Here is a 21,175-nt window from a genome sequence, read left to right as displayed (position 1 = left end):
TTATGAATTTAGAAATTCAAGCAAATGGTACGATTCTTATAGTTGATGACAATTCAGCTAACTTGGGTGTCTTATCTGATGCCTTAAGCCAAGAAGGATTTGAAGTTCGGGTTGCAAAATCTGGCAAAATGGCACTAGAGCGAGTCAAATATGCTCTACCGGATCTAATCTTGCTAGATGTCATGATGCCAGAGATTGATGGATTTGAAACCTGTCGTCGATTGCAAGCTAATCCAGAAACTAAACAGATTCCCATTATATTTATGACTGCGCTCTCGGATACGGCTAATAAAGTTGAGGGGTTTAAGCTTGGGGCTGTAGATTATATTACCAAACCCTTCCAACAGGAGGAAGTATTAGCTCGCGTCAAGCTGCATTTAAAGCTTCATGTTTTAACTGATAAATTAGAGGAAAAAAATAGGTTACTGGAGGAAAAAGTTATAGAAGTCAGTCAAGCCTATGAGGATTTAAAACAAATGCAACTTAAGTTGATCCAAAGCGAGAAAATGTCCGGGTTAGGGCAAATGGCTGCTGGGATTGCTCATGAAATAAACAACCCTATAAATTTCATATCTGGCAATCTAGGTTATGCCCAAGAGTACGCTCATAACTTACTAAAAATTATACACCTATATCAAGAAGACTATGTAAATCCCACCCCTCGGATTCAAGCAGCAATGGATGAAATAGAACTAGAATTTGTCGAAGAAGATTTTATCAAAGTTCTTAACTCAATCAACTTAGGAACGCAGCGCATCCAGGAAATTGTCAAGTCTATGCGAATCTTTTCTCGCCTAGATGAGGCAGAGGTGAAAGCTGTAAATATTCATGAAGGAATTGATAGTACACTCACCATCCTGCATCATCGTTTAAAAGCAAAACCCGAGCATCCTGAGATTGAACTAATAAAAAAGTACGGTCAGCTTCCACCAGTAGAATGCCATGCCGGACAATTAAATCAAGTGTTCATGAATATTCTTTCCAATGCCATTGATGCTTTAGATGAATCTAATCAGCAGCGTTCCTTTGCCGAAATCACACAACACCCGAACCGCATTCAAATTTCTACAAAAGTAATTGACGATAATTGGGTTGCTATTCATATTAGTGACAACGGTCGGGGAGTTTCCGAAACTTTACAACCGAAAATATTTGACCCTTTTTTTACCACCAAACCCATCGGTAAAGGAACTGGGTTGGGGTTATCTATCAGTTACCAAATTATCGTTGAAAAGCATGGGGGCAGATTATACTGCCAGCCTGGATTAGGAAAAGGAATAGAATTCGTTATTGAAATTCCTATTCGGCAGCAAGCTTGTAAAGCTGCTTAGTTTCCCGGTGCAATGTCTCTTACGAACTTTGGTTAATTTCTCGCTGACAGCGGGGACGACAAGGTGTTCCCGTGCAAATAAAGCCTGCAGGCATATTTTTAAAGACGCTGCTGCGAGCTCCAATTAACGCATTTGCACCGATTTCGACACCAGGGCCAATGAAGCAGTCGGCGGCAATCCAAACGCCGTTATTAATGATAACAGATGCGGTTATTAAGCCAAAGGCTGGGTCTTGGGGGTCATGAGTGCCGGTGCAGAGGTAACTTTTTTGAGAAATGACGCAGTGTTTGCCGATCGCAATTCGATCGAGACTGTACAATACAACATCATCTCCGATCCAACTGTAGTCTCCGATTGCAATTTTCCAAGGATAGGTAAAACGAGCCGTGGGGCGGATAATCACACCGCGACCTATTTTCGCTCCAAATAACCGCAGCAACCAGCTTCTGATGCCGTTAAAAGGGTGTGGAGTGAGGGGAAATGCGATCGCCTGCACGAACCACCAAAGCAAAATTAGCCAACCGGGCTTTCCCCGATCGAAATTTGATTGGTTGTACAGCCGCAAATCAACCAAAGATTCGCCTGTTAAAATATTTGCCTGGTTGTCGCTAATTGGACGATCGTTTATTTCAGGATTTGGGGAATTTGCGATCGGATTTTGCGGTTCTTGGTCGGGAGTTGGCGTATAATAAGTCATCTAATGTTTAATTTAAAATCGAGTTTAGCTTTAAGGACTGCTGCATGACATTTCCAGTTAGGGACAATTGTGACTCTCAAAACGCCAAGGAACTCGCACAATGCGAGAATCCAAATCCCAGAATTGGCAAAGTGCGGCTTTTACAAACAGCATTGGTACTGCTTAGCAGCTTTTTTGTCGCAGAGTTAATCGCCGCACTTAATTCTCATAGTTTGTCCCTATTAGCAGATGCAGGTCACGTTTTTTCAGATGTAGCAGCTTTAGCAATAACTTTGACAGCGACTTGGTACTCCTCAGTCAAAGGTAAAAGTAAATCAGTAGATTGTACGATCGCACAATCGTCAATCCCTGAACGAGGAGAAATCATTGCTGCTTTAATTAATAGTATCAGTTTAGTAGCGATCGCCCTGTGGATTGCTGCTGAGTCGATCGCCCGCTTGCAGTCCCCAACTCCCGAAGTAGAAGGGCTCCCGATGTTAATTACCGCCATAGTCGGTTTAAGCATCAACTCGATTAATGCTTGTTGCTTGCATTCCTGCTGTCACGGCGACTTGAACCTCAAAAGCGCGTTTCTGCACGCAGTCGCCGACATTTTTTCGTCGGTAGGAGTAATTTTAGCGGCGATCGCCGTAGCGTGGCTACACTGGAATTGGGCTGACGGCTTAATTAGCTTGCTGGTGTCGGCATCAATAATTTTATTAACTCTACCATTACTAATCGAAAGCATCCAATTGCTGCTGGGAAAAGTATCAGCAATATCCGCAACTCAACCGCCTTGCGACTGCGAAAAAGTGAGCGCCGAAAAATTGCTTTTTCCATCCCTCGAAGAACTTATTAAATGAAAATCCCTCCAGCCACTCGGTAGGGGCTGGCTTTCCTAATTCCCAACTACGAGTTCCCAATTTTCAATTCCCAATTCCCCAATTTCTCGAAAATATTACGGCAATTTCACTTCTGTCTCTTGACTGATAACTACTGGTGGCGACAGAGGCGGTTGAGATTCTGCCACATTCAACTGACCGCCACAACAACGCAATTCATAAAGTTTTGCATTAATTTGATACTCATATTGACTCAATAACCTTGCATAAATATAGCCAGCTTTTCCATCCAAAAAGCCTAACTGAATAAAGTAAAATAACATAAATCTGAGCAGTGGTTTAAAAGGCAGCCACACCCAAACTTTTTTGAGAAAGCGTTTCCGCTGCACTGCATCTCCAAATAGGTGAGCGCCAATAGTGCCGCTGTCGTCGCGCCCTTCAATAATATTGTAATACACGCGAGCTTCCCAATTTGAATAGCGGTTGTGCCGTTCTATCCAGTGAAATAAATCGCGGTAATCTTCGTGGATCATGTCATTTTTTAAGTAGCCGACTTGACCGGCTAAAATGACGTGTTCGTGAACTTCGTTGTCGCCAGTATTGGGGACGGATTCAGTGCCGAGATTTTCGTAACGGCCTTTTTGATGCTTGAACAAACGCAAATTCCAGTCGGGATATCGGCCGCCGTAACGCAGCCACTGACCTAAAAAGAAGACTTTGCGGTTGAGGTAGTAGCCGTCAAAATTGGGGTCTTCGATCGCCTGCGCGATTTCGTCCCAAAGTTCCGGCGGAATGCGCTCGTCGCAATCGACAATTAATACCCATTCGTTGCGAAAGGGCAGATTGTCCAAAGACCAATTTTTCTTTTTCGGCCAGCGGTTGTCGAAGTAAAACTGCACTACTTTTGCGCCGGTGCTGATGGCAATTTCTACTGTGCGATCGCTACTTTGGGAATCAACCATGAAAACTTCATCCGCCCTAGCAATGCTGGCCAGACACGCTGGTAGATTAAGTTCTTCGTCTTTTGCCGGAATGAGAACTGAAACCGGAATCTTGGATGAACTAGATGTCATAATCGAGTGCTTGAACCTGAATGCGGTCGAGTTTTGGTGGATGAAATGCGATCGGCACAGCCGCGCCGACGACTTGAGCAGCGAGGGATATTGCCTATAGCCTAATGCCTGCTGGTCGATTTCGGTGCAAAAATCAGGCTGCGGACGGCTGCGCTCAAATAACCGATTTGACCCCAGGCAAAAACGAAATTTTCAAAGCGCAGCCCCGGATCTCTAATATATTTAAAAGACTTCCAGACTCCCCTCAATATTCTTTCACCCCCCCGCCCAAGCTGAGCAATACCGGCTCGATCGGACAATTGTTCGCGATAACACTCGCTGATGCCTTGCCACCACCCGCGCTCTAGAAACCAAGCTTTGTTGAGCCTTTCTGCTGCGACATGGTGAAGCACCAGGGCATCCGGTAGATAAACTACTTGCCAACCTAACTCTAAAGCTAATTCTGTGGCCCGCAACTCTTCATTTGACAGCAATTTTGTGCCGACTCTACCGAGTTTGACATCGAAGCCGCCAATTTGTTCGAGAAAAGCGCGCCGGATTGAGTAGTTTACTCCCCTAGGAGTCAAACCGGCAGCCGTCACGTACAGGCAAGTATCGCCTAAATCGTATGATCCCAAGTTCTGGGCTAATCCCGGTGACAGCCATTCGGGCGGGCTGACTCCAGAAGGCCAGAGCAAATTGACTTTGCCACCAGCTACGGCGAGTTTTTGATTGCTTTGATAAGCCGCGTGCAGCACCCTGAGCCAATTCGGCTCAGCAATAGCGTCGTCGTCGAGATAAGCTAATATTTCACTGCGAGCTTGCTTAGCGCCTGTGTTCCGGGCTACTGACAGACCGATTTCGGGTTCCCAGACGTACTTGAGGCGCCGATCGCCCTGTCTTGCTTCTACCACCTCGCGGGTGCGCGAAGTGGAACTTTCGGGGCTTGCATAATCGCTAGAAGCGTTATCCACTACTACTACTTCAAAGTTGTCGGGAAAATCCTGTACCAGCAAGCTGTCGATCGCCCCACCTAAATAGGCGGCGCGATTGTGGGTGCAAATAATCGCTGATATCTGAGGACGATCTGGCATAAATAACAGCTTGGGAAATACGGGGGTTCTCGATCGACTTACTCTGATATTGTCTCATCAATGCTATTATCGCTTAAAAAGCATTTGGTAGTTGGCCGTTTAAATCATAATGGGTAATGGGTAATGGGTAATGGGTAATGGGTAATGGGTAATGGGTAATGGGTAATGGATAATTGTGTTTAATCCTTGGTATGTGACTGCTGACTAATGACTAATGACTAATGACTAATGACTAATGACTAATGACTAATGACTAACTCAGAACCCACCACATCAAGACAATTAATCTTAGTAACTGGGCCGGCCCGAAGCGGCAAAAGTGAATGGGCCGAAACTCTGGCGGCGGGTTCTGGAAAACAAGTAATCTATGTGGCTACCGGTCAGGTTGATGAAGCCGATTTGGAGTGGATTCGTCGCCTCGATCAGCACCGAAATCGCCGCCCAGTTGATTGGGCAACTCTAGAAGTGCCGATCGAATTATCGGCAGTTGTGCAAGCTAGCAAGCCCTCAGATTGCTTGTTGATTGATTCCCTGGGAACTTGGACGGCAAATCTTTTGGAACAAGAAGCTGCTGTTTGGGCGACTACGCAGCAAGATTTGCTAGCTAGTTTGAAGTCGGCGGCGGCTGATGTAATTTTGGTAGGGGAAGAAACCGGATGGGGCGTTGTGCCTGCTTATCCGGCGGGGCGGCTGTTTCGCGATCGCCTCGGCACTCTCGTGCGCCACATCGGGGCGATCGCCGATACTGTTTACCTCGCCACCGGAGGTTACGCTTTGGATCTAAGGGCTCTGGGTACCCCGCTGCCGCCCGTAGCGAAAAATTAACAGCCGAAGTCGCGATCGACAAGAGAGAAAATATATCGGTTTCCCGAACGACAATTTTAACTGAAAATCAGGTAGAATTTTCATTAAGTAAGATTGAAAATTCAAGACTCACATAAATTAGTCAAAAAACATACTCAGTAGGGGGACAGCTCAACAATTTGACTGACATGAGGAATAGCCAAATTTTGAAATTATGTAAAAGATAAAATGTCTCTTAAGAAAGAGTAGGAATTTCCAATTAAAAGTCTAAACTAATCAATTAGTTGAAGGGTTGACTAAAAGTTATGGCATCAGATAGTGAAGTAAGAAAATATATTGCTTACTGGTTTCAGTTAGGCAAAAAAGTATTAATTCGCAACGGTTCCGAAGCGCTGCAGCCCAAATTGGTAAATGGGGGCGATCGCTACAGCCAGGAATTTGAAGACTGCTGGCAAAAAATCATCTCCCGCGACAGCGGAGACTGTTACCTCGAAGGCACAAACGAAACAATTGCCCAACTGCTGACACCAGCTTGGGAAATCAGTCCCTGCGCGCGCTGCGCTATGCCCGTAGTGTTCAAACAAACCGGAATGCCCCCGGAGTTCTGTCCCTGTAACGACTTACCGAACTGGCCCGATACCGAAATGCCCCAACCTCGATCGCCCGTCAGCAGCCAATCGCAACTATCAGGCATTCGCGATCGACTCCAAAGATCCAGCGGGGAGTAAGTATATATAAGAAGGAAGAAGGGTCTTCTTCCTTAAATTGTTACAATATATTTACAATGCTTCACACTAGGTCTGATTTATGAATGTCAAGACAGTATCGCCAGCCTCCCCGCCAACTTATGTAAATTCAGGGACTCAGGCTGTACTCGGCAATCTCCAAGATGCAAATACAATTCCCCTGCAAGCAGTACCAGTATCACTAGAGACAGAGGTCGCCACTCCCGAACCGCTCAAATCAGCCAGAGACATAGCTTTCGAGTTAGCCGGAGATGCTGTTCGGTACGATCCAGTGGCGATCGCAGCCCTGTACCGAAATCGACCCCTACAAGTCTGGGGAAGGCTGTCGAGCGTTGTTTGGACATTTTTTAGCTTTGCCTTCAGTGTGTGGTTCGACGGCAAAACAGGTCGTACCGCAGCCAACGAAAAGCGTCGCGCCGTCCGACTGCGAGAAATTCTTGGCCAACTCGGCCCAGCTTTCATCAAAATCGGACAAGCACTCTCAACACGCCCCGACTTAGTACCGCCAGTATATTTAGAAGAACTAACAACGCTGCAAGACCAATTGCCAGCATTCCCGAACGAAGTAGCATATCAATTCATCCAAGAAGAATTGGGAGCCCACCCCAAAGACATCTACGCAGAAATCAGCGCCGATCCGATCGCAGCAGCATCTCTTGGACAAGTCTACAAAGGCAAACTGAAAACCGGAGAAACAGTCGCAATCAAAGTGCAGCGACCGGGTTTAGCCGAAAACATCGGCTTAGATATCTACATCCTGCGGCGTCTTGCAGTTTGGGCACAAAACAACTTCAAAATAATTCGCAGTGACCTCGCAGCCATTATGGACGAATTGGGCGAGCGCATTTACGAAGAAATGGACTACACCCACGAAGGTCAAAATGCCGAACGGTTTGCCAAACTCTACGGCCACATCAAAGACATTTATGTTCCCAGCATCTACTGGGAATATACCCGCCGCCGCGTCTTAACAATGGAGTGGATCACCGGCATCAAACTCACGAATTTAGAAGCCGTTAAAGCTCAAGGAATCGACGCTCCTTACTTAATTGAAGTGGGGGTGCAATGCTCTCTCAGACAGCTTCTCGAACACGGTTTCTTTCACGCCGACCCGCATCCCGGCAATCTTTTGGCAACTCCAGACGGTCAATTAGCTTATCTCGATTTCGGGATGATGAGCGAAGTTAAACCTTATCAGCGATACGGCTTGTTAGAAGCTGTGGTGCATTTGGTGAACCGCGACTTTGAAGGTTTGGCAAAAGATTATGTCAAGTTAGAGTTTTTAACACCAGACACGGATTTGACGCCAATTATTCCGGCCTTAGCTAGCGTATTTAACAATGCTTTGGGTGCTAGCGTTGCCGAACTCAATTTCAAAAGCATTACTGACGAACTTTCGGCGGTAATGTATGAATATCCTTTCCGAGTTCCAGCTTACTATGCTTTGATTATTCGATCGCTCGTTACGTTAGAAGGGATTGCCATTAATGTCGATCCAGAATTCAAAGTGTTGAGCAAAGCCTATCCTTACGTAGCAAAACGGCTGTTGAGCGACCCCGCACCGGAATTGAGAGCATCCCTGCAAGATTTGCTGTTCAAACAAGGCGAATTCCGCTGGAACCGCTTAGAAAACTTGCTCAACAATGCCCGCGAGAGTGACGATTACGATGTCAGCAAAATCTTGAACCAAGCATTAGAATATTTATTTTCCGAAAGAGGAGATTTCATTCGCGATCGTATTGTCCTGGAATTAGTCAAGAGTCTCGACACACTTTCCAGCAACGCCTTTGCTAACGCCAAATCTGTAGTCGGCGAATGGTTTGGAGTCAAGGCAAATCAACCTGTGGTTTCACAAACGGAAAAAAACAATCTAGAACACATTAAACGGATTTGGGATATTTTGCAATCAACTCCGGGTTTTGACGGGACGAAAGTATTGCAGCTACTTCCGCAGTTGTTGGTGAAACCCGAAGTGCAGAATATGGGGCAGAAAGTAGTCGGCGGTTTAGCTCAAAGAGCAGTTGCTAGGTTAATTCGCGAATTTTTGCTTTCCTCCGAACCGGCTGTGATTACCGAGAATGGAAGCTATTCTAAAACTTCGCCTCAGTTGTCCTTACCTGCTGCGAAGTAGTTAGATTGGGCGTTTTTTTGACCGCAGATATTAGCAGATAAACACAGATGAACGCCGATGAAATTTCGTCTGCGTTCATCATATTAAGCGGCTGCTTTAGCTGCTGGTAAAGGTTCAATTTCTTCGGGATTGGCGTGACGGCGGGGGTCATCAAAACCCCAAGCAAATAGCCAATCGGGGTCAGCGTTACCGCACCCTATCGAATATATTTGGCTGTGTTTGAAATGCTTGAAAAACTCCTGACACTTTTCATCGGTCATTAGCGATTCTTCTAGCGGTAAGTCGTGAATTAGGGCGTATAAATCAAATTCGTTTCGCTCTGGATTCCATTGATAACGCAATTCAGGAGTGTAACCGAGTTCGAGCAGCTTTGCTATTGCCTCATCAGGGTTTTTATAGTTGTCTAAGTGAACGCGGTTCAGGGAAACAACTACTTGTACGTGGTGGTATTTGGCGGGTGTTAATTGATATTCGATCATCGATTTTTCCTTTTTTTCTCATCACAGGTGTAATAGGTTCTTCCGGTTGCGTCGGGGTGTCTTGTTGCTTCGCGGTTCTGCTGTTCGCATCGCTTAGCAGCTTCTGCATCACTCCGAGCATAAAAAGGTCTGTCCGGGTGTTCAGCGAGTTCGGCTTCCAAGTCTTCCCAAGATTTTTCTGGGTTGTCTGCGTCTCTCAACATTTGTCCCTCGCTTAATGTCTCCTCAGTCTTGAACGTTTTGCCCCGCTTGAGTTTTAGGCTCTGGCGGGGTTTCGGCTGTCTCTAGCCATTGCTTCATCAGTAAACCGATGACTTCGCTCATTGGCTTTTCTTGAGCTGTGCAAGCTAGTTTGAATCGTAGCTTTAGCCTTTTATCTACGTAAACGCTTAGTTCAGCCATTTCAGGTGGAATTTTTTTAGCCATGTCTCTCATACGCGCATACCTGTATTCTCGCATCTGGCGAGGGAGCGGTTTACTACGTGGTGACATAACTACGTATTGCGCGGTTGCGCGATATACGTTATGATACTCGCACAGACAAAAAACGGCAACCCCACCGCCTTAAGAAATGTCGCTGCCGGAACAGCCGAACAAGTCATCGCTACGGGATTGTTCCAGCAATATGCCGCTGCCTGCTTCGTGGCCATCCTCTTGACAAAAGTAGAGACAGCTAGCTCATAAAATCTTTATGTTGACTAAAACTTCAAAAGTAGATAAAATTTCTATACTAGATGTTTTTACTTGCTGCGTAAGCCTTATAGCTTTTTCAGATGCAGGATCAGAATCGCTTCCTTCGATCGAAACGGCTACGCGCTGCCCTCTGGTATGCCGCCAACGGCAAGTGCCAGCATTGCAGATGCGATTTGCCTTCAGACTGGCACGCAGACCACATTGAGCGATGGGCAGAAACTCACAGAACCAATGTCCACGAAATGCAGGCATTATGTCCCAAATGTCATCATCAAAAAACTGCTGATGAGAACAGAAACATGACAGATTCAATCCAATTAGACCTTTTTTCTTCACAATCTCCTAAAGAACCTCTTAATTTAAGAAGACATCAAGATGAATTTTTACAAATCTGTAAACGCATAAAGGCAGGCGAACAAATTAAAAAAATTCTCATGCTTGTTACGCCTGGAGGCGGTAAGAGTCTTATCCCAGTAATTGCTGCTGCCAACTTAATTCCAAATCGTAATTCGGGCAACAGCTTTCATGGAACCATAGCTGATGCAATCTGTTGGGTTGTTCCCAGACTCAATCTCCAAAAGCAAGCAGAAGAGAATTTTGAAGATTGGTATTTCAAAAATATGCTAGGGCATCAGCATAGAATTATGGCAAATAACAATGAGCCTAATCCATGCAAGGGGATGAATGGCTATGTAGCTACATACCAGGCTATTATAGCAAGTCCCGATCTTCATGCTCATGAACTTCGACGCAAGCGCTATATTCTAGTGCTGGATGAGTTTCATCATGTCGAGCAAGATGGAGCATGGCATGGAGCGTTGCAGCCATTGGTAGATAATGCGGTATTAGTTATCTTAGTAACAGGAACCGGTGAGCGTGGAGATCGAAAGGAAATTGCTTTTATGCCCTATAAACTAACTCCTAGCGGTCGTACTCCATATCTATCAAGTAGTAAAGGTACTGTAGTTATTGAATATACCAGAGGCCAAGCACTCAGAGAGGGCGCTATTGTTCCTCTGCATTTTGAATGGGGTGATGGACAGGCTGAATGGATAGACCAACAAGGGCAGAAAAATTCAGTCGAAAGCCTAGCAGAGGCTGGAGACTATAGGGGCATAGCACTTCGCACAGCGCTTAGTACCGGATACGCCCATCAGTTACTCACAAAGTGTGTTGATAATTGGAAGTCACATAAAAAAGATAACCATAGAGCTAAGCTATTGGTACTCGCGCCAGATATAGCCACAGCTAATCAATATTTGGAGTGGCTGCAAAAGTTAGGAATAAAAGCCTTAAAAGCCACAAGTGATGAATCGAAAGAAGCGCAAACAGCAATTAAAAAATTTAAGAAACACTACAATTACGGCGATGCAAAAGCAGTTGATGCTTTAGTAACAGTGGCAATGGCGTATGAAGGGCTTGATGTTCCGGCAATTACCCATGTTGCCTGTTTAACTAATATCAGAAGTAAGCCTTGGCTTGAACAATCATGGGCAAGGGCTGCAAGGGTCGATCGAGAAGCTGGATGTTTGAAAAAAACCGGATTGATTTATCTTCCGGATGACCAATTAGCCGGGGATTGCGTACAAAAAATTATGGCCGAACAAGAGCCTATTCTGAGGGAAAGAGAATTAAATAGGCGTGACAATGGCAATGGTGGTAATGGGGAGAATGATGCTAAAAACAAAGAACAGGGATATAATAGTATTATCGCATTAAATTCAAGTTTGACACGCTCAAGAGCATCTGATTCAAGTAACGGGGAAACTGTTGATTATGCTGAAACCGCTATACTTCAATCAACCGCACAGGAGTTTGGAATTAGTGGCAGCACTATAAATCTGAAACGTTTTATGGAGTCGTATAATACACGGCGAATTAGCACTGAAGTTTATGCAGACTCATCAAACCAAGCATCCTTAACCCCAAGTGAAGAGCTGTCTATTATACGAGACAAAATTGAAAATTATGTCCGTCGCTATACAGCCAAGAATGGTATGGAGTTCAAAACCATTAATGGGGAAATTGTCAAAGAATTTGGCAAGTCACGCAAAGCAATGGCACTTGAAGAATTGAGGCGGGTGTGGGCATGGCTACAAAGCAAATATCCAATGAACGATTGAAAGCTCACATAGAAACTCTCGGCAATGCAGGCGAACTGAATGCACCTCCTGGATCGCGCCCTTGGGCGATCGCTGTAAGGCTGGAACTGCAATCAGCCTTACATGATGCTGCATTCAATGCTCAACAATTGAAAGCATGGCGCGATCTGATGAAGCAATTCTCTGGCTATCATCAGCTTGTTGACGATCGTGGACAGCCATTCAAGACTTATGAGGAACTCTGCAAGGCTAAACCACCTTTTGGTTTGGGTTACGATCCGTCAGATATTGACAAAATCATTCAGGAATTAGCATCACCTAATGCAAAGACGTTTGAGCCTGAAGAAGATCGAGTTCAAGAGCAGGGAAGTCCGTCAAAATATTTGCCAAAATTTTCTAAGCTGGTTCAATCTTGTCCAGACCAGCCTATAAATGCAGTTAAGATTCAAGGAGTATTGCGGACTTGTTTAAGTAACGCACACATTTTGAGGCAATTGTGGCTAGACTTGGGATGGATTGAACGATTATCAGGTAATAAACGTGGTGATTACCAAATCACGGATCGGGGGCGAAAACTGGTCAAAGATTGGTTGGAAAAAGTGCCATCTAGTAGTCTAAATGGCAGCTTATTGATAACCATACCTCGTCATAACCCGAAGAAAGCTGGAGAGGCGCTAATTAAAGCTTTGGACTCCGAGCAACTCAAAGAACTTTACAGTCTAATCGGAGAATCTCTTGCGGTTGAAAACAACCCATAATAAAAACCCGGTTTCTTGAAGAAACCGGGTTTTTAATGTATTCGATCACCCTCAACCAAACCTACAATTACTACAAGGTCGAAATGCCAGTCAAATCGCTATTTGCTAGTGGATTGCTGGGACTTGCAGCCGGAGTAATTAAGAGGCTGTTGTCATTGGCAGAGGTATTAGCAGTTGGAGAAATCCCACTATTAACTGTCATGCCGTCCAAAGGAATAATTGGCTGAGTTTGAGCGCTGGTTAGAGAACCCAACAAGCTATTAGTGTCGTAAATGAGGATGTCATCATCGGTTTCGCTAAAGGTCATCATGCTTGGGATTGCACCGCCATGTAGCAAGATATCGTCGGGGATAGTATTGGCAGAATTTACTGTCAAACTACCTGGATTAGTCGCTGCTGTTGACGGTTGTAAGCTGAGATTTGCGGGCGCGGGAGTCGTGTTATTGGGCTGACTAACAGCAAAAATGGCAAAAAACCCGGTTTCTTTGGTTTGGATGCGTCCAGGACGATAGGATTTAAGGGCCATCGACCTTACAGCCTTAAGGATGTCGCCACTTTAGCGCTGATGAGGGAGTTTTATGGCAATTTACGATCGCAGCCAATTAAAGCTGAAGCGCTCAGAAAAGCTCAACTGGCAATGATCCACAAACAAATTTTAGTTAAAAACGGTCAATTGCGGGGAACTCAAGGCGCGATCGACCTTACTCAATCGGCACAAGTACCAAATGCAGATTTCTAACACCCGAAGTTTTGGGCCGGATTCACAATAATTGGCAGTCCTTGGTAAATTAATTGGAGATTTGATATTCACCAGTGGTAAGGTGTAAGGCTAGACGCACCCTACATTGACTGGCAGGATTTTGCAAAAAGTAAATGTATCCCTGACTACTATCTTTTTATGTCATAAATTTGCTATGAATAGCAAAACTAAACACTAGCGGGGCAAAACCTGTGGGCAAGTTTGATAAAATATTCAATTCAGAAGACCAATCCGAAGCAAGCTTGACTTTAGAAGAATCCGTAGCAGCGGTAGCATTGGTTGCAGCAGAGGCAAATTCCCCTGATACGGATGCTGATATCTTAGAAAGCATACTTTGGGAATCAGAAATCTTTGCTGAATACTCGGAAGATGATATGTCAGCAATGTTTCAAAGACTCGCCGGTATTGTTGCCCAAGACGGCTTAGGAGCATTATTTAATACTGCTGGGGCATCTATGCCAGATGAGTTAGTGTTGGATACTTTTGCAATAACCGCAGCAATGTTTGTCGGAGATGGCGAAATCTCTGAGAAGCACCAGGCTTTTCTTCAGGAATTCCAGGAAGCATTAGGTGTGGAAGACGAGGAAGCTGCAGAAATTATTGAGGATGTAATTGCTGCTTACTCGGAAGTAGAGGGCGAAGAGTCGGATTTCGATGGGGCATGGTACATATCTCCTGAAGGCAATTTTAGCGTTCCCATTCCCGTTGACGAGGAACGAGGCGGTAAAATTGATGAGCAAGAAACCTGTGTCGCATTTTCTGACGACTTTGGCGTTTTGCTGAAAATTGATTATTTCCCTGTTGCTGGTGAAGTTGAAGAAACAATCGAGTCGGTGGGCGAGGAAGCTTATCTTAAGTCTTTTCTCGACAATTTTGTTTCTCAGGCAATTCTTGCTAATGTTGCCAATTCTAAGTTACTCCACGCAGAATATTTAGAAGATGAAGAAGCTTATTTCGTGGTTGTCGATTTGCCGGCGGGTGCAACTATCAGCGTGCAAGAAAACGATGGCCCTCTGACTCGGTTGGATGCTTACCGGGGACTTATGGCTTTTATTGCTGACGATTTTTGCTACACGGTAAGCTGTCAGCGCATTTATCAGGAGGGGAATGAATTGGGTTCCCTGGAGTCTGAAGTTGAGGGAATTATGAACAAGATTTTTGAGTTTATTGAGACAATCGAATTCGGGCCGATCGAATAAAGATGACTTGTTTAGACGGGCTAAAAACCGGGTTTCTTTCTAGATGTCTCGCTGCTCAACCCTATATTTTCAGAGAAACCGGGTTTTTTTGCCAACCATTCTCAGGATATTACATCGTGTCCGGTCGATCGACCAAAATCCAACTGGTTGGTAGTCAGGACTTGAGTTTTCATTACTTGCCCGAGCCTGGTTATTTTACCGCACTGCTAGATATTAGAGGTTTTTTACCATAAAAGAGTGCGATCGAGAACAGGGTTTTTTGACCCATTCTCGATCGCACTTCCAGATACATTCAGTCAACCACAGTCGAGAGACAGCAGCAATTAGCCGCCATTTGCGACTAATTAGTAGTCTGAGCTTCCACCAATCTTTGCTTGAGTTCTTCCAGAGCACTCGCCCAGCGCGGATCTGGCTGCACCGAGCCGGAATCAGCGCTCGACACCGTTGTTGCTGACTGATTGCGGCGAGACTTGTTGTTGTCACCCCGACGGCGATTGCTTTTGCTGGAACCGCCTCCACCTTGGGTAGGAGGAGCCGAGCGCTGCTGTTGCTGCGGCGCAGGCACAGGCATAGGCACAGACGCCGACGCCGAAACCAATTGCGGTGACTGCGGCGACTGCTGCTGATCGTCTTCGCCCTTTTCAGATTTACCCTTAGAGCGGGGCAGTGCCTTCTCTATTTTCAGCGGGTTTTCTTTGAACATCAAGCCGTTGTATTTCTCAATAACTTGGTCGGCTTGTTCGTCGGTTAGCACCGTCACAAAACCAAATCCTCTGCATTTACCAGTTTTGCGGTCTGTAATTACCTTGGTGGTAACAGATTCCCCCTCCGGTGCAAAAACTTCTTGCAATTCTTGGCGATCGAGTTCCTTGGGTAGATTGCCAACATAAAGACGAATAGACATGAAAAATTCCTCCCGACTTGGATTTTAATTAATTTGCTCGAACAGAATTACCTGAAGTCAACTGAATATTGACTTCAGGCAAACACCACATAACCGGAGAATTGGCGCATTCCTCCCACCAACCTTGACAGCTCCCCCCACCTTTTAGAACAAAAAGATGATTTACTCTGATAAGGCCGGAACTTAACCGCCGATGCAGAGAGCTTTTAAATCTCAGGTTGTTGTGTAAACTTTTAGTCATCACTCAAATGTTTAGGCTATTGGCTATTCTGTATTACTTGCTTCCGGTTTTGATTCAGAATGTTTATAGCCAGCGCCGTCTAGAAATTTATGTCCAAGGATGTCAATTGTAAGCGATCGGAATGCCAGTATTCAGTTTAATACAGTGATGGATAAAATGGCTAACATTTTTTCAGCCAGTAATCTTACCTCGTTCCTAATCTCGCTCCTAATGCTGAGAACTACTCACTTACCCGGTATCCCTTAAATCGGGCCCGGCAGAGTCCGAGCATTCTTTAAAGGTATCACAGCCTTGGTAACAGAGCTAGTTATTTAGGAAGATTTCAGTCTGAATTTAACGGAAACCACATCTCAATCACTTTTGAGAATTCATCCCGCACAGCAAAAATAGCGGTTGAAAAAAAACAGCCGACAAGCGGCTGGCTGTACTTGCTGTGTTGGGATGTTGACAATTTTTACGCAATGCCTTAAGGGATTTTAGCCAACTGAAGTTATCGCGCTATTTGGTTCAATCCAATTCCTGTAAACTAATGTAACAGAGTGCTGGCAAAAAAGCAACTTTTCTTAATGAAGGAAGAAGGAAGTTCGGCAACGGATTTTGTAACGGATGTAACGGATAGACTCTAGGGTGCGTAGGGAGCAACTCCAGAATCCGATCGCCCCTCCGCTGTTTAACTCAAAACTAATCCTGGCTGCGCGTTGAGGCCGATCCACACCACAATCGGACAACTATTCCTCACCTTGGGCCTTGGATAATGATGTATGCGCCCCAAAAAGCAGCAGCAAAAGCCAAAATCGCAGACCAAATCGGATGTCCGCTGTCACTAACCCTCCCTCCTTGACTGCGGAGACTTTCAAGGTCGATCGCCACAGTAGCACCCCGGCGCAGCCAACCAGTCGCCACAACAGATGTTCCGATCAAATCGCTAGGGCGAGTAGTCTCTTTGAACAAAAATGGCCACAAAGAGCCAATGTAGCCAAACCTCGAAACATAGTGCAACCTCACCAAACCTGTCGCCGTTTGCAAAATCAAATCTTGTCCCAGCCAATTACTCATACCCGATCGACCCAAAAGTTGCCCTTCCAGCCGCACCGGTTCAGCATCCAGCGGCAAACTATCGGGATTTGACAAAATTTCCGGCAAACTCGGCGAAGCGGTTTCTCGCGGTATAATATCCGGGAAGAAATAATTGATCCGCATCAAAGTACCGATGCTAAATCCGATCGGCAAACAGCCCCAAAGAATCGATCGATCGCCCCAAAGCCAATCCAACTGCCAGATACTCGTCCTCGAAAAAATCCCGCCAATCAGCCAAAGCACCCCCACTATCGCCAAACTCATCGGAATTCCAAAAAACGGTGCACCCTGTAAAAATAGTTTTGAATCTTTAAATTCGAGTATTGACTTAAACAGAGACAATTTTCCTTTCCTGGGTTGTTCTGGCACTCCCGCGTTTGCCAAATCTAACTCAGTCTCCAGTTGCCAAAATTGAGCATAGAGGGCCAACAGCTTCAAACGCTCTCCCAGCAAAGGATGCGCGCTGTTAACCGTCAACCAGTTGCGCTCGCCATTGCTGACATCCCACAGCAAAATCTGTTCCAGCGGCGCGTGTAATGCAGCAGAACCAAGGCTTACAGCTTGTCCAACGCCTACAGGTAACAATAGATCGAAACTTTCGAGGAAAAAGCTAGTTTGTTTTTGCTGTTCGATATTATCAGCAATGCCGATCGCAATTTTAGCCAGTGCCCGCGTCAAACCGTTAGGATTGCCCGTAATTTCTGCAGCAGTGCGATCGCTAAAATACACTCTGCGGCGCGACACCCACAACATCGGCCAGCGCAACAACTTATAAATCCCATAACTCGTAGCAGAAATTGCAGCGGCCACAAATTTGACAGCAGAACGCAAAAACTCGATCGTCATTAAATCACACAACCGCTCTTGCCAGTGCGCCACCTGCCAATAAATCAAGTAAGGAATCTGAATCACCAGCAGCGCCAGCGACATCGGCGCAAAATCCCAGTGAGAAATGTGCCCCAACTCCCGCGCAAAAATAGTGGCAATTTCATCATCCGTCAATTGTTCCAACAGCCCGCGACTCACCGCAATCCGAGCAAAACGGGGCAAACCGCCGTAACTGAAAGCTACAGGAACATTCAGCGGCAAGAGTTTCAGCACCGGCACCGGCATATTTTGCTTGGTACAATAACTTCGCAGTACCCGACTAGCTTCCTTGCTGTGCTTCGATAAAACTGACCCGCGCAGGGTTTCGATGCCGCAAAACAGTTTCAGCAGCGCGTCTATCAGCCAGGGAGACGAGGCCAAAAGCAATCCAAAAACCATCTGAACAAACGGAGTTGGATCGCGGTAAAAAAGCTGAATCGGCGCGAAAATAGGCAGTCTAGTGAATATGTAAAGCTGAACTAATAGAGAATTAGTGTTTGTCAGCAGGAATTGCAGCACAAACCGGGCTAGGAAAAATAGGGCGATCGCACTTGCAACGGCTTGCAGCCGAAACTCCAGCAACTTCAGCGGTTTGAGGGGGCGCGGGCTTTTCGCGCGGCCTGCTTCGCGCCAAGTGAGTTGGTAAGTATCTGGGCTGGCGACTCCGGGGATATCTGTTGGGGAACCGGAACTATTTTCGCCGCTAATTTCTGCGGTATCGGGTGCGGTTTCTGTAGGGGCGGTGCCCCCGTGCCCGCCCTCTGATGTCGGGCGAATCGGCGGTGTGGGGGGTGGAGGTGGCGGGGAAATCGGTTGCGATTTAGCGTTTTCTGGCTCTACAGTCGGCTCTAAAGGTAAAAATCCTGTTTTTTTGTCTACGGTAGGTCGTAGCGAAGCGGGGCGTAAGCCATCGCCCCCAATCAATTTTTTCGGCGATTTAGTTCCGGCATCAAAGGCGACAAAGCCTGTTTCGGGGGGAGTTTCTGCGGATTTTGGTTTATTTTCCGGTGGTTTTGGGGGGCGAGGGGGGGTTAATTCTTTTAAAGCGCGATCGGCCCAAGTTTTGACTTGAGAGTTGGGACTTTTGGCGAGGGAAGAGCACAGGGCGATCGCCTCTTTCACATTACCGGTTGCTTTGTATGCAGCCACCAACCCCATCTGCGCGCGGATTCCCGACGGTTGATTAGCTGCGGTTTGGGTAACGGATTCTAAAAGGGCGATCGCGGTGGGGTAATCCTGCTGTTTCAAAGCTGCTAGCCCAGCCTCTAGAGACTGTTTTGCAGATGAATCCGCCGGATTTGGATTAGTGGAAGGTGCCATGACTGTGCTTTCGCTAGCGTCCTTTCTAAGATAGCTTGGCTAGTCGATCGATAGCTGTTCTAACACAGCTCTATTTCTCTGTCACTATTTGTTGCAACCTTTGCCGCAAGGTACTCAAATAATTTCACTAAAATTATTTGTTTCTGAGATATTGCACCATCGCCACGATCCGGCAGGGGTTTAAACCCCTGCCTCAAAGCTAAAGTCCTCTAAAAGAGGACTGAAGAATTATGTCAATTTGTGGTTAAATACTTCCTTGCTCTTTTAGTCTCGCGTTGCGCGGAATTTGTTTGTGTAGACGCGATTTCAATCGCCAGGTTTTAATCTCTATTTTTTGATGCTAAAATTGAAAACAGTAGCTAAAGGAAAAATGCCATGTCAGAACAAGACATCGCTAAGATAATTACTATCGAACCGGGTAAGCGAGGTGGTAAACCTTGTATTCGAGGTATGAGAATTACGGTTTATGACGTGTTGGAATATCTCGCTTCTGGGATGACTTATCAAGAAATCCTAGAGGATTTTCCCTATCTCACGCAACAGGATATTTTAGCTTGCTTGAGTTTCGCAGCTAAACGAGAGCAGTTTATGTTAGTTGTTGGGTGATGAAACTACTACAGAAACCGGGTTTTTAGCCGAATCTACGAATCACAACGAATATTATCTAAAAAACCCGGTTTCTGGGCCCCATACGTCAGCCCTAAGACTTGACGCTTAAGTTGACGGCGCATAATTCTTGCTCTTTTCCGATTCTAAGTATTGCTTGTAAGCCACTTCATCGCCACCAAAAGAATCGATCGATACCTGTCGTTTCGGCATCGATTTCAGAGGAGCATCGATCGGGCTATACCGACAGTAACACATCACAATTACATCATAATCGCTCATCGGAGTTGGAATATCAGGCGTATATGTTTGCACCCGTACAACTTCCCAATCGCTGACGCGATAATGAGTATTGTGCGCGTGCTCGTTTGGATCGTGTTCTGACTCCACCCGCACAAATTCTACAGGGCGATATCCCGGTTCAGGAATCGGTTCCTCAGAAGAATCCCAGTTTTCTGCAATGATAAAAGTTAGAGCTTGGCTGTGTTGGAGTTTTCTCTGTCTCCAGCCTTCATCTTCACCTGACTCAGCCTGAAAAATAATGTATTTTTGCATCACTCTTCCTCCTTTTATTCGATTTCTTCGATTTCTTCGAGATAGTTGGGAAATTCTGTTTTCCCTTTGAACACGCAATCAACTTCAAAAATGTACTTATTTTCGATTTCCTCAATGTCGATCAGTTTCCAGCCATACTTCTTTTGCATATCCCGGCATTTCTGCGGGTTGGTGGCGCTGTGTCGCGAAATATCCCTATCTGAATCGTAGCGCAGCCACCTATTTGGATCGTTATTTGTCATTATTGATATAGCTCCTGTGTTGGCTCTACAACATTGGAGAAGTCGTCTTGGCTCGGTGTTTGCAGCACTGTGTCAAGGCGCATCTTTAGAGTTGATTTATTTTATGATAATGCCAGATCATGCTTTAATACCCTCTTTATTCCAAGGCTTTCACTGTTGTAGGATTGACGGACTCCGACCAAAGAAACCGGGTTTTTGGCCGAATCTGCGAATCACAACCAAGTATTCAAGGGAAAAACCCGGTTTCTAGCCACCCATGCGTCATTCCTCAAAGAAACCGGGTTTTTGGTCGAATCTGTGCCTCACAACGCAGTATTCAAGGGAAAAACCCGGTTTCTCGGCCCCATGCGTAAGCCCTAAAAAAACTTAACCTTGCAGCTTACCGCCCAGATTTTCTCGGCGATGTACCCTCAGCCCGCTTCCGACGGATCAGCACGCTCATCACCTGCTTCGGATTAGCGGCACGCTGTACGGGACTCCAATCGCCCACTTCTGCAAATCCCAGCCGGTACAAAGTGAGTATGGTTTCCCGGACACCCGATTGCGAACCGACAACCGTTAACAGCACCACTTCCTGTTCGCATACTGCTGCTGAGTCGTCATTTGGGCATTGGGATTTGTTGTCGTCAGGCACGAATTCCTGTGACATAATATGTTCTCCTGGTTTTGGGTTTTCTAGAAAAACCCAAAAACCCA

The 21,175-nt window shown here is 45.8% G+C and carries 25 protein-coding genes; 12 read left to right on the top strand and 13 right to left on the bottom strand.

Translation table 11 applies throughout. The features are described 5' to 3' along the window. Positions 1–2 precede the first annotated feature (2 nt). Positions 3–1,331 (top strand): response regulator, encoded by a 1,329-nt coding sequence (locus tag QUB06_RS08660; protein WP_333434954.1) that lies wholly within the window; start codon positions 3–5, stop codon positions 1,329–1,331. Between the two features lie 19 nt (positions 1,332–1,350). Here the strand turns inward: QUB06_RS08660 and hpsU are convergent, their stop codons facing one another. Beyond that, positions 1,351–2,028, bottom strand: coding sequence for a hormogonium polysaccharide biosynthesis acetyltransferase HpsU (hpsU, locus tag QUB06_RS08655; protein ID WP_333434953.1), 678 nt, complete (start codon positions 2,026–2,028; stop codon positions 1,351–1,353). 44 nt (positions 2,029–2,072) lie between these two features. On the opposite strand from hpsU, the gene QUB06_RS08650 reads away from it, so the two are divergent. Then, positions 2,073–2,870, top strand: a complete 798-nt coding sequence (locus QUB06_RS08650) for a cation diffusion facilitator family transporter (protein ID WP_333434952.1) — start codon at positions 2,073–2,075, stop codon at positions 2,868–2,870. Positions 2,871–2,965: 95 nt separating this feature from the next. Here QUB06_RS08650 and QUB06_RS08645 read toward each other — a convergent pair whose 3' ends face one another. After that, a complete protein-coding gene (locus QUB06_RS08645; RefSeq protein WP_333140519.1) occupies positions 2,966–3,883 on the bottom strand; it encodes a glycosyltransferase family 2 protein in 918 nt (305 codons plus the stop codon). Between QUB06_RS08645 and QUB06_RS08640 the strand changes: the two genes are divergently transcribed. Continuing rightward, complete coding sequence (locus tag QUB06_RS08640) at positions 3,810–4,022, top strand: hypothetical protein (protein WP_223300923.1); 213 nt, start codon at positions 3,810–3,812, stop codon at positions 4,020–4,022. The genes QUB06_RS08645 and QUB06_RS08640 overlap by 74 nt on opposite strands. Before the next feature lies 1 nt (position 4,023). Here QUB06_RS08640 and QUB06_RS08635 read toward each other — a convergent pair whose 3' ends face one another. Continuing rightward, positions 4,024–4,995, bottom strand: a complete 972-nt coding sequence (locus QUB06_RS08635) for a glycosyltransferase family 2 protein (protein WP_333434951.1) — start codon at positions 4,993–4,995, stop codon at positions 4,024–4,026. A gap of 249 nt (positions 4,996–5,244) precedes the next feature. Here QUB06_RS08635 and cobU point away from each other — a divergent pair, with 249 nt between their 5' ends. The 3 genes from cobU (at position 5,245) to QUB06_RS08620 (ending at position 8,676) form a co-directional block, all read left to right on the top strand. Further along, positions 5,245–5,820: a bifunctional adenosylcobinamide kinase/adenosylcobinamide-phosphate guanylyltransferase gene (gene cobU, locus QUB06_RS08630; RefSeq protein ID WP_333434950.1), complete on the top strand. Its 576-nt coding sequence runs from the start codon at positions 5,245–5,247 to the stop codon at positions 5,818–5,820. Between the two features lie 284 nt (positions 5,821–6,104). Then, positions 6,105–6,527 carry a hypothetical protein gene (locus QUB06_RS08625; RefSeq protein WP_333148160.1) on the top strand — a complete coding sequence of 141 codons (423 nt, stop codon included), beginning with the start codon at positions 6,105–6,107 and terminating at the stop codon, positions 6,525–6,527. A 79-nt stretch (positions 6,528–6,606) separates the two neighbouring features. Continuing rightward, complete coding sequence (locus QUB06_RS08620; protein ID WP_333434949.1) at positions 6,607–8,676, top strand: AarF/ABC1/UbiB kinase family protein; 2,070 nt, start codon at positions 6,607–6,609, stop codon at positions 8,674–8,676. Between the two features lie 83 nt (positions 8,677–8,759). Here the strand turns inward: QUB06_RS08620 and QUB06_RS08615 are convergent, their stop codons facing one another. Genes QUB06_RS08615 through QUB06_RS08605 form a run of 3 tightly spaced genes read right to left on the bottom strand, consistent with a single transcriptional unit; the run spans position 8,760 to position 9,557 of the window. Further along, a complete protein-coding gene (locus QUB06_RS08615; RefSeq protein WP_333434948.1) occupies positions 8,760–9,155 on the bottom strand; it encodes a hypothetical protein in 396 nt (131 codons plus the stop codon). Further along, entirely contained in the window at positions 9,152–9,358 is a 207-nt protein-coding gene (locus tag QUB06_RS08610) for a hypothetical protein (RefSeq protein ID WP_190663068.1), read from the bottom strand. The genes QUB06_RS08615 and QUB06_RS08610 overlap by 4 nt, the downstream gene beginning before the upstream one ends. 22 nt (positions 9,359–9,380) lie before the next feature. Further along, positions 9,381–9,557, bottom strand: a complete 177-nt coding sequence (locus QUB06_RS08605) for a hypothetical protein (RefSeq protein ID WP_199292753.1) — start codon at positions 9,555–9,557, stop codon at positions 9,381–9,383. A 123-nt stretch (positions 9,558–9,680) separates the two neighbouring features. Here QUB06_RS08605 and QUB06_RS08600 point away from each other — a divergent pair, with 123 nt between their 5' ends. Continuing rightward, positions 9,681–9,839 carry a hypothetical protein gene (locus QUB06_RS08600; protein WP_333434947.1) on the top strand — a complete coding sequence of 53 codons (159 nt, stop codon included), beginning with the start codon at positions 9,681–9,683 and terminating at the stop codon, positions 9,837–9,839. Here the strand turns inward: QUB06_RS08600 and QUB06_RS08595 are convergent. After that, a complete protein-coding gene (locus tag QUB06_RS08595; protein ID WP_333434946.1) occupies positions 9,834–10,100 on the bottom strand; it encodes a hypothetical protein in 267 nt (88 codons plus the stop codon). The two genes, QUB06_RS08600 and QUB06_RS08595, sit on opposite strands and share 6 nt — an antisense overlap. Before the next feature lie 47 nt (positions 10,101–10,147). On the opposite strand from QUB06_RS08595, the gene QUB06_RS08590 reads away from it, so the two are divergent. Both QUB06_RS08590 and QUB06_RS08585 read left to right on the top strand, forming a co-directional pair. Continuing rightward, positions 10,148–11,971, top strand: coding sequence for a DEAD/DEAH box helicase family protein (locus QUB06_RS08590; protein WP_333434945.1), 1,824 nt, complete (start codon positions 10,148–10,150; stop codon positions 11,969–11,971). Beyond that, positions 11,938–12,708 carry a hypothetical protein gene (locus QUB06_RS08585; protein WP_333434944.1) on the top strand — a complete coding sequence of 257 codons (771 nt, stop codon included), beginning with the start codon at positions 11,938–11,940 and terminating at the stop codon, positions 12,706–12,708. The genes QUB06_RS08590 and QUB06_RS08585 overlap by 34 nt, the downstream gene beginning before the upstream one ends. A gap of 70 nt (positions 12,709–12,778) precedes the next feature. On the opposite strand, the gene QUB06_RS08580 is transcribed toward QUB06_RS08585, so the two are convergent. Next, positions 12,779–13,234: a hypothetical protein gene (locus tag QUB06_RS08580; protein WP_333434943.1), complete on the bottom strand. Its 456-nt coding sequence runs from the start codon at positions 13,232–13,234 to the stop codon at positions 12,779–12,781. Between QUB06_RS08580 and QUB06_RS08575 the strand changes: the two genes are divergently transcribed. Both QUB06_RS08575 and QUB06_RS08570 read left to right on the top strand, forming a co-directional pair. Beyond that, a complete protein-coding gene (locus QUB06_RS08575; RefSeq protein ID WP_333434942.1) occupies positions 13,199–13,447 on the top strand; it encodes a CHAT domain-containing protein in 249 nt (82 codons plus the stop codon). The two genes, QUB06_RS08580 and QUB06_RS08575, sit on opposite strands and share 36 nt — an antisense overlap. 212 nt (positions 13,448–13,659) lie before the next feature. Continuing rightward, entirely contained in the window at positions 13,660–14,667 is a 1,008-nt protein-coding gene (locus tag QUB06_RS08570) for a tellurite resistance TerB family protein (protein WP_333434941.1), read from the top strand. A gap of 340 nt (positions 14,668–15,007) precedes the next feature. On the opposite strand, the gene QUB06_RS08565 is transcribed toward QUB06_RS08570, so the two are convergent. Beyond that, positions 15,008–15,571 carry an RNA-binding protein gene (locus tag QUB06_RS08565; RefSeq protein WP_333434940.1) on the bottom strand — a complete coding sequence of 188 codons (564 nt, stop codon included), beginning with the start codon at positions 15,569–15,571 and terminating at the stop codon, positions 15,008–15,010. Positions 15,572–16,547: 976 nt separating this feature from the next. Continuing rightward, positions 16,548–19,076, bottom strand: a complete 2,529-nt coding sequence (locus QUB06_RS08560; protein ID WP_333434939.1) for a zinc metalloprotease HtpX — start codon at positions 19,074–19,076, stop codon at positions 16,548–16,550. Positions 19,077–19,451: 375 nt separating this feature from the next. Between QUB06_RS08560 and QUB06_RS08555 the strand changes: the two genes are divergently transcribed. Next, positions 19,452–19,682 carry a DUF433 domain-containing protein gene (locus QUB06_RS08555; protein WP_242725088.1) on the top strand — a complete coding sequence of 77 codons (231 nt, stop codon included), beginning with the start codon at positions 19,452–19,454 and terminating at the stop codon, positions 19,680–19,682. Positions 19,683–19,790: 108 nt separating this feature from the next. Here QUB06_RS08555 and QUB06_RS08550 read toward each other — a convergent pair whose 3' ends face one another. The 3 genes from QUB06_RS08550 to QUB06_RS08540 all read right to left on the bottom strand — a co-directional run. Further along, on the bottom strand, positions 19,791–20,237 hold the full coding sequence (locus QUB06_RS08550) for a hypothetical protein (RefSeq protein WP_333434938.1): 447 nt from the start codon (positions 20,235–20,237) through the stop codon (positions 19,791–19,793). Between the two features lie 14 nt (positions 20,238–20,251). After that, positions 20,252–20,479 (bottom strand): hypothetical protein, encoded by a 228-nt coding sequence (locus QUB06_RS08545; RefSeq protein WP_333434937.1) that lies wholly within the window; start codon positions 20,477–20,479, stop codon positions 20,252–20,254. 379 nt (positions 20,480–20,858) lie between these two features. Further along, the coding region (locus QUB06_RS08540; protein WP_333434936.1) for a hypothetical protein at positions 20,859–21,175 on the bottom strand (317 nt) is incomplete at its 5' end.

Source organism: Microcoleus sp. D2_18a_D3, assembly GCF_036702455.1.
In the GTDB taxonomy this organism is placed as follows: Bacteria; Cyanobacteriota; Cyanobacteriia; order Cyanobacteriales; family Microcoleaceae; genus Microcoleus.
Note: the sequence above shows the minus strand (reverse complement) of the source record. Positions and strands in the feature narration are given on the sequence as shown.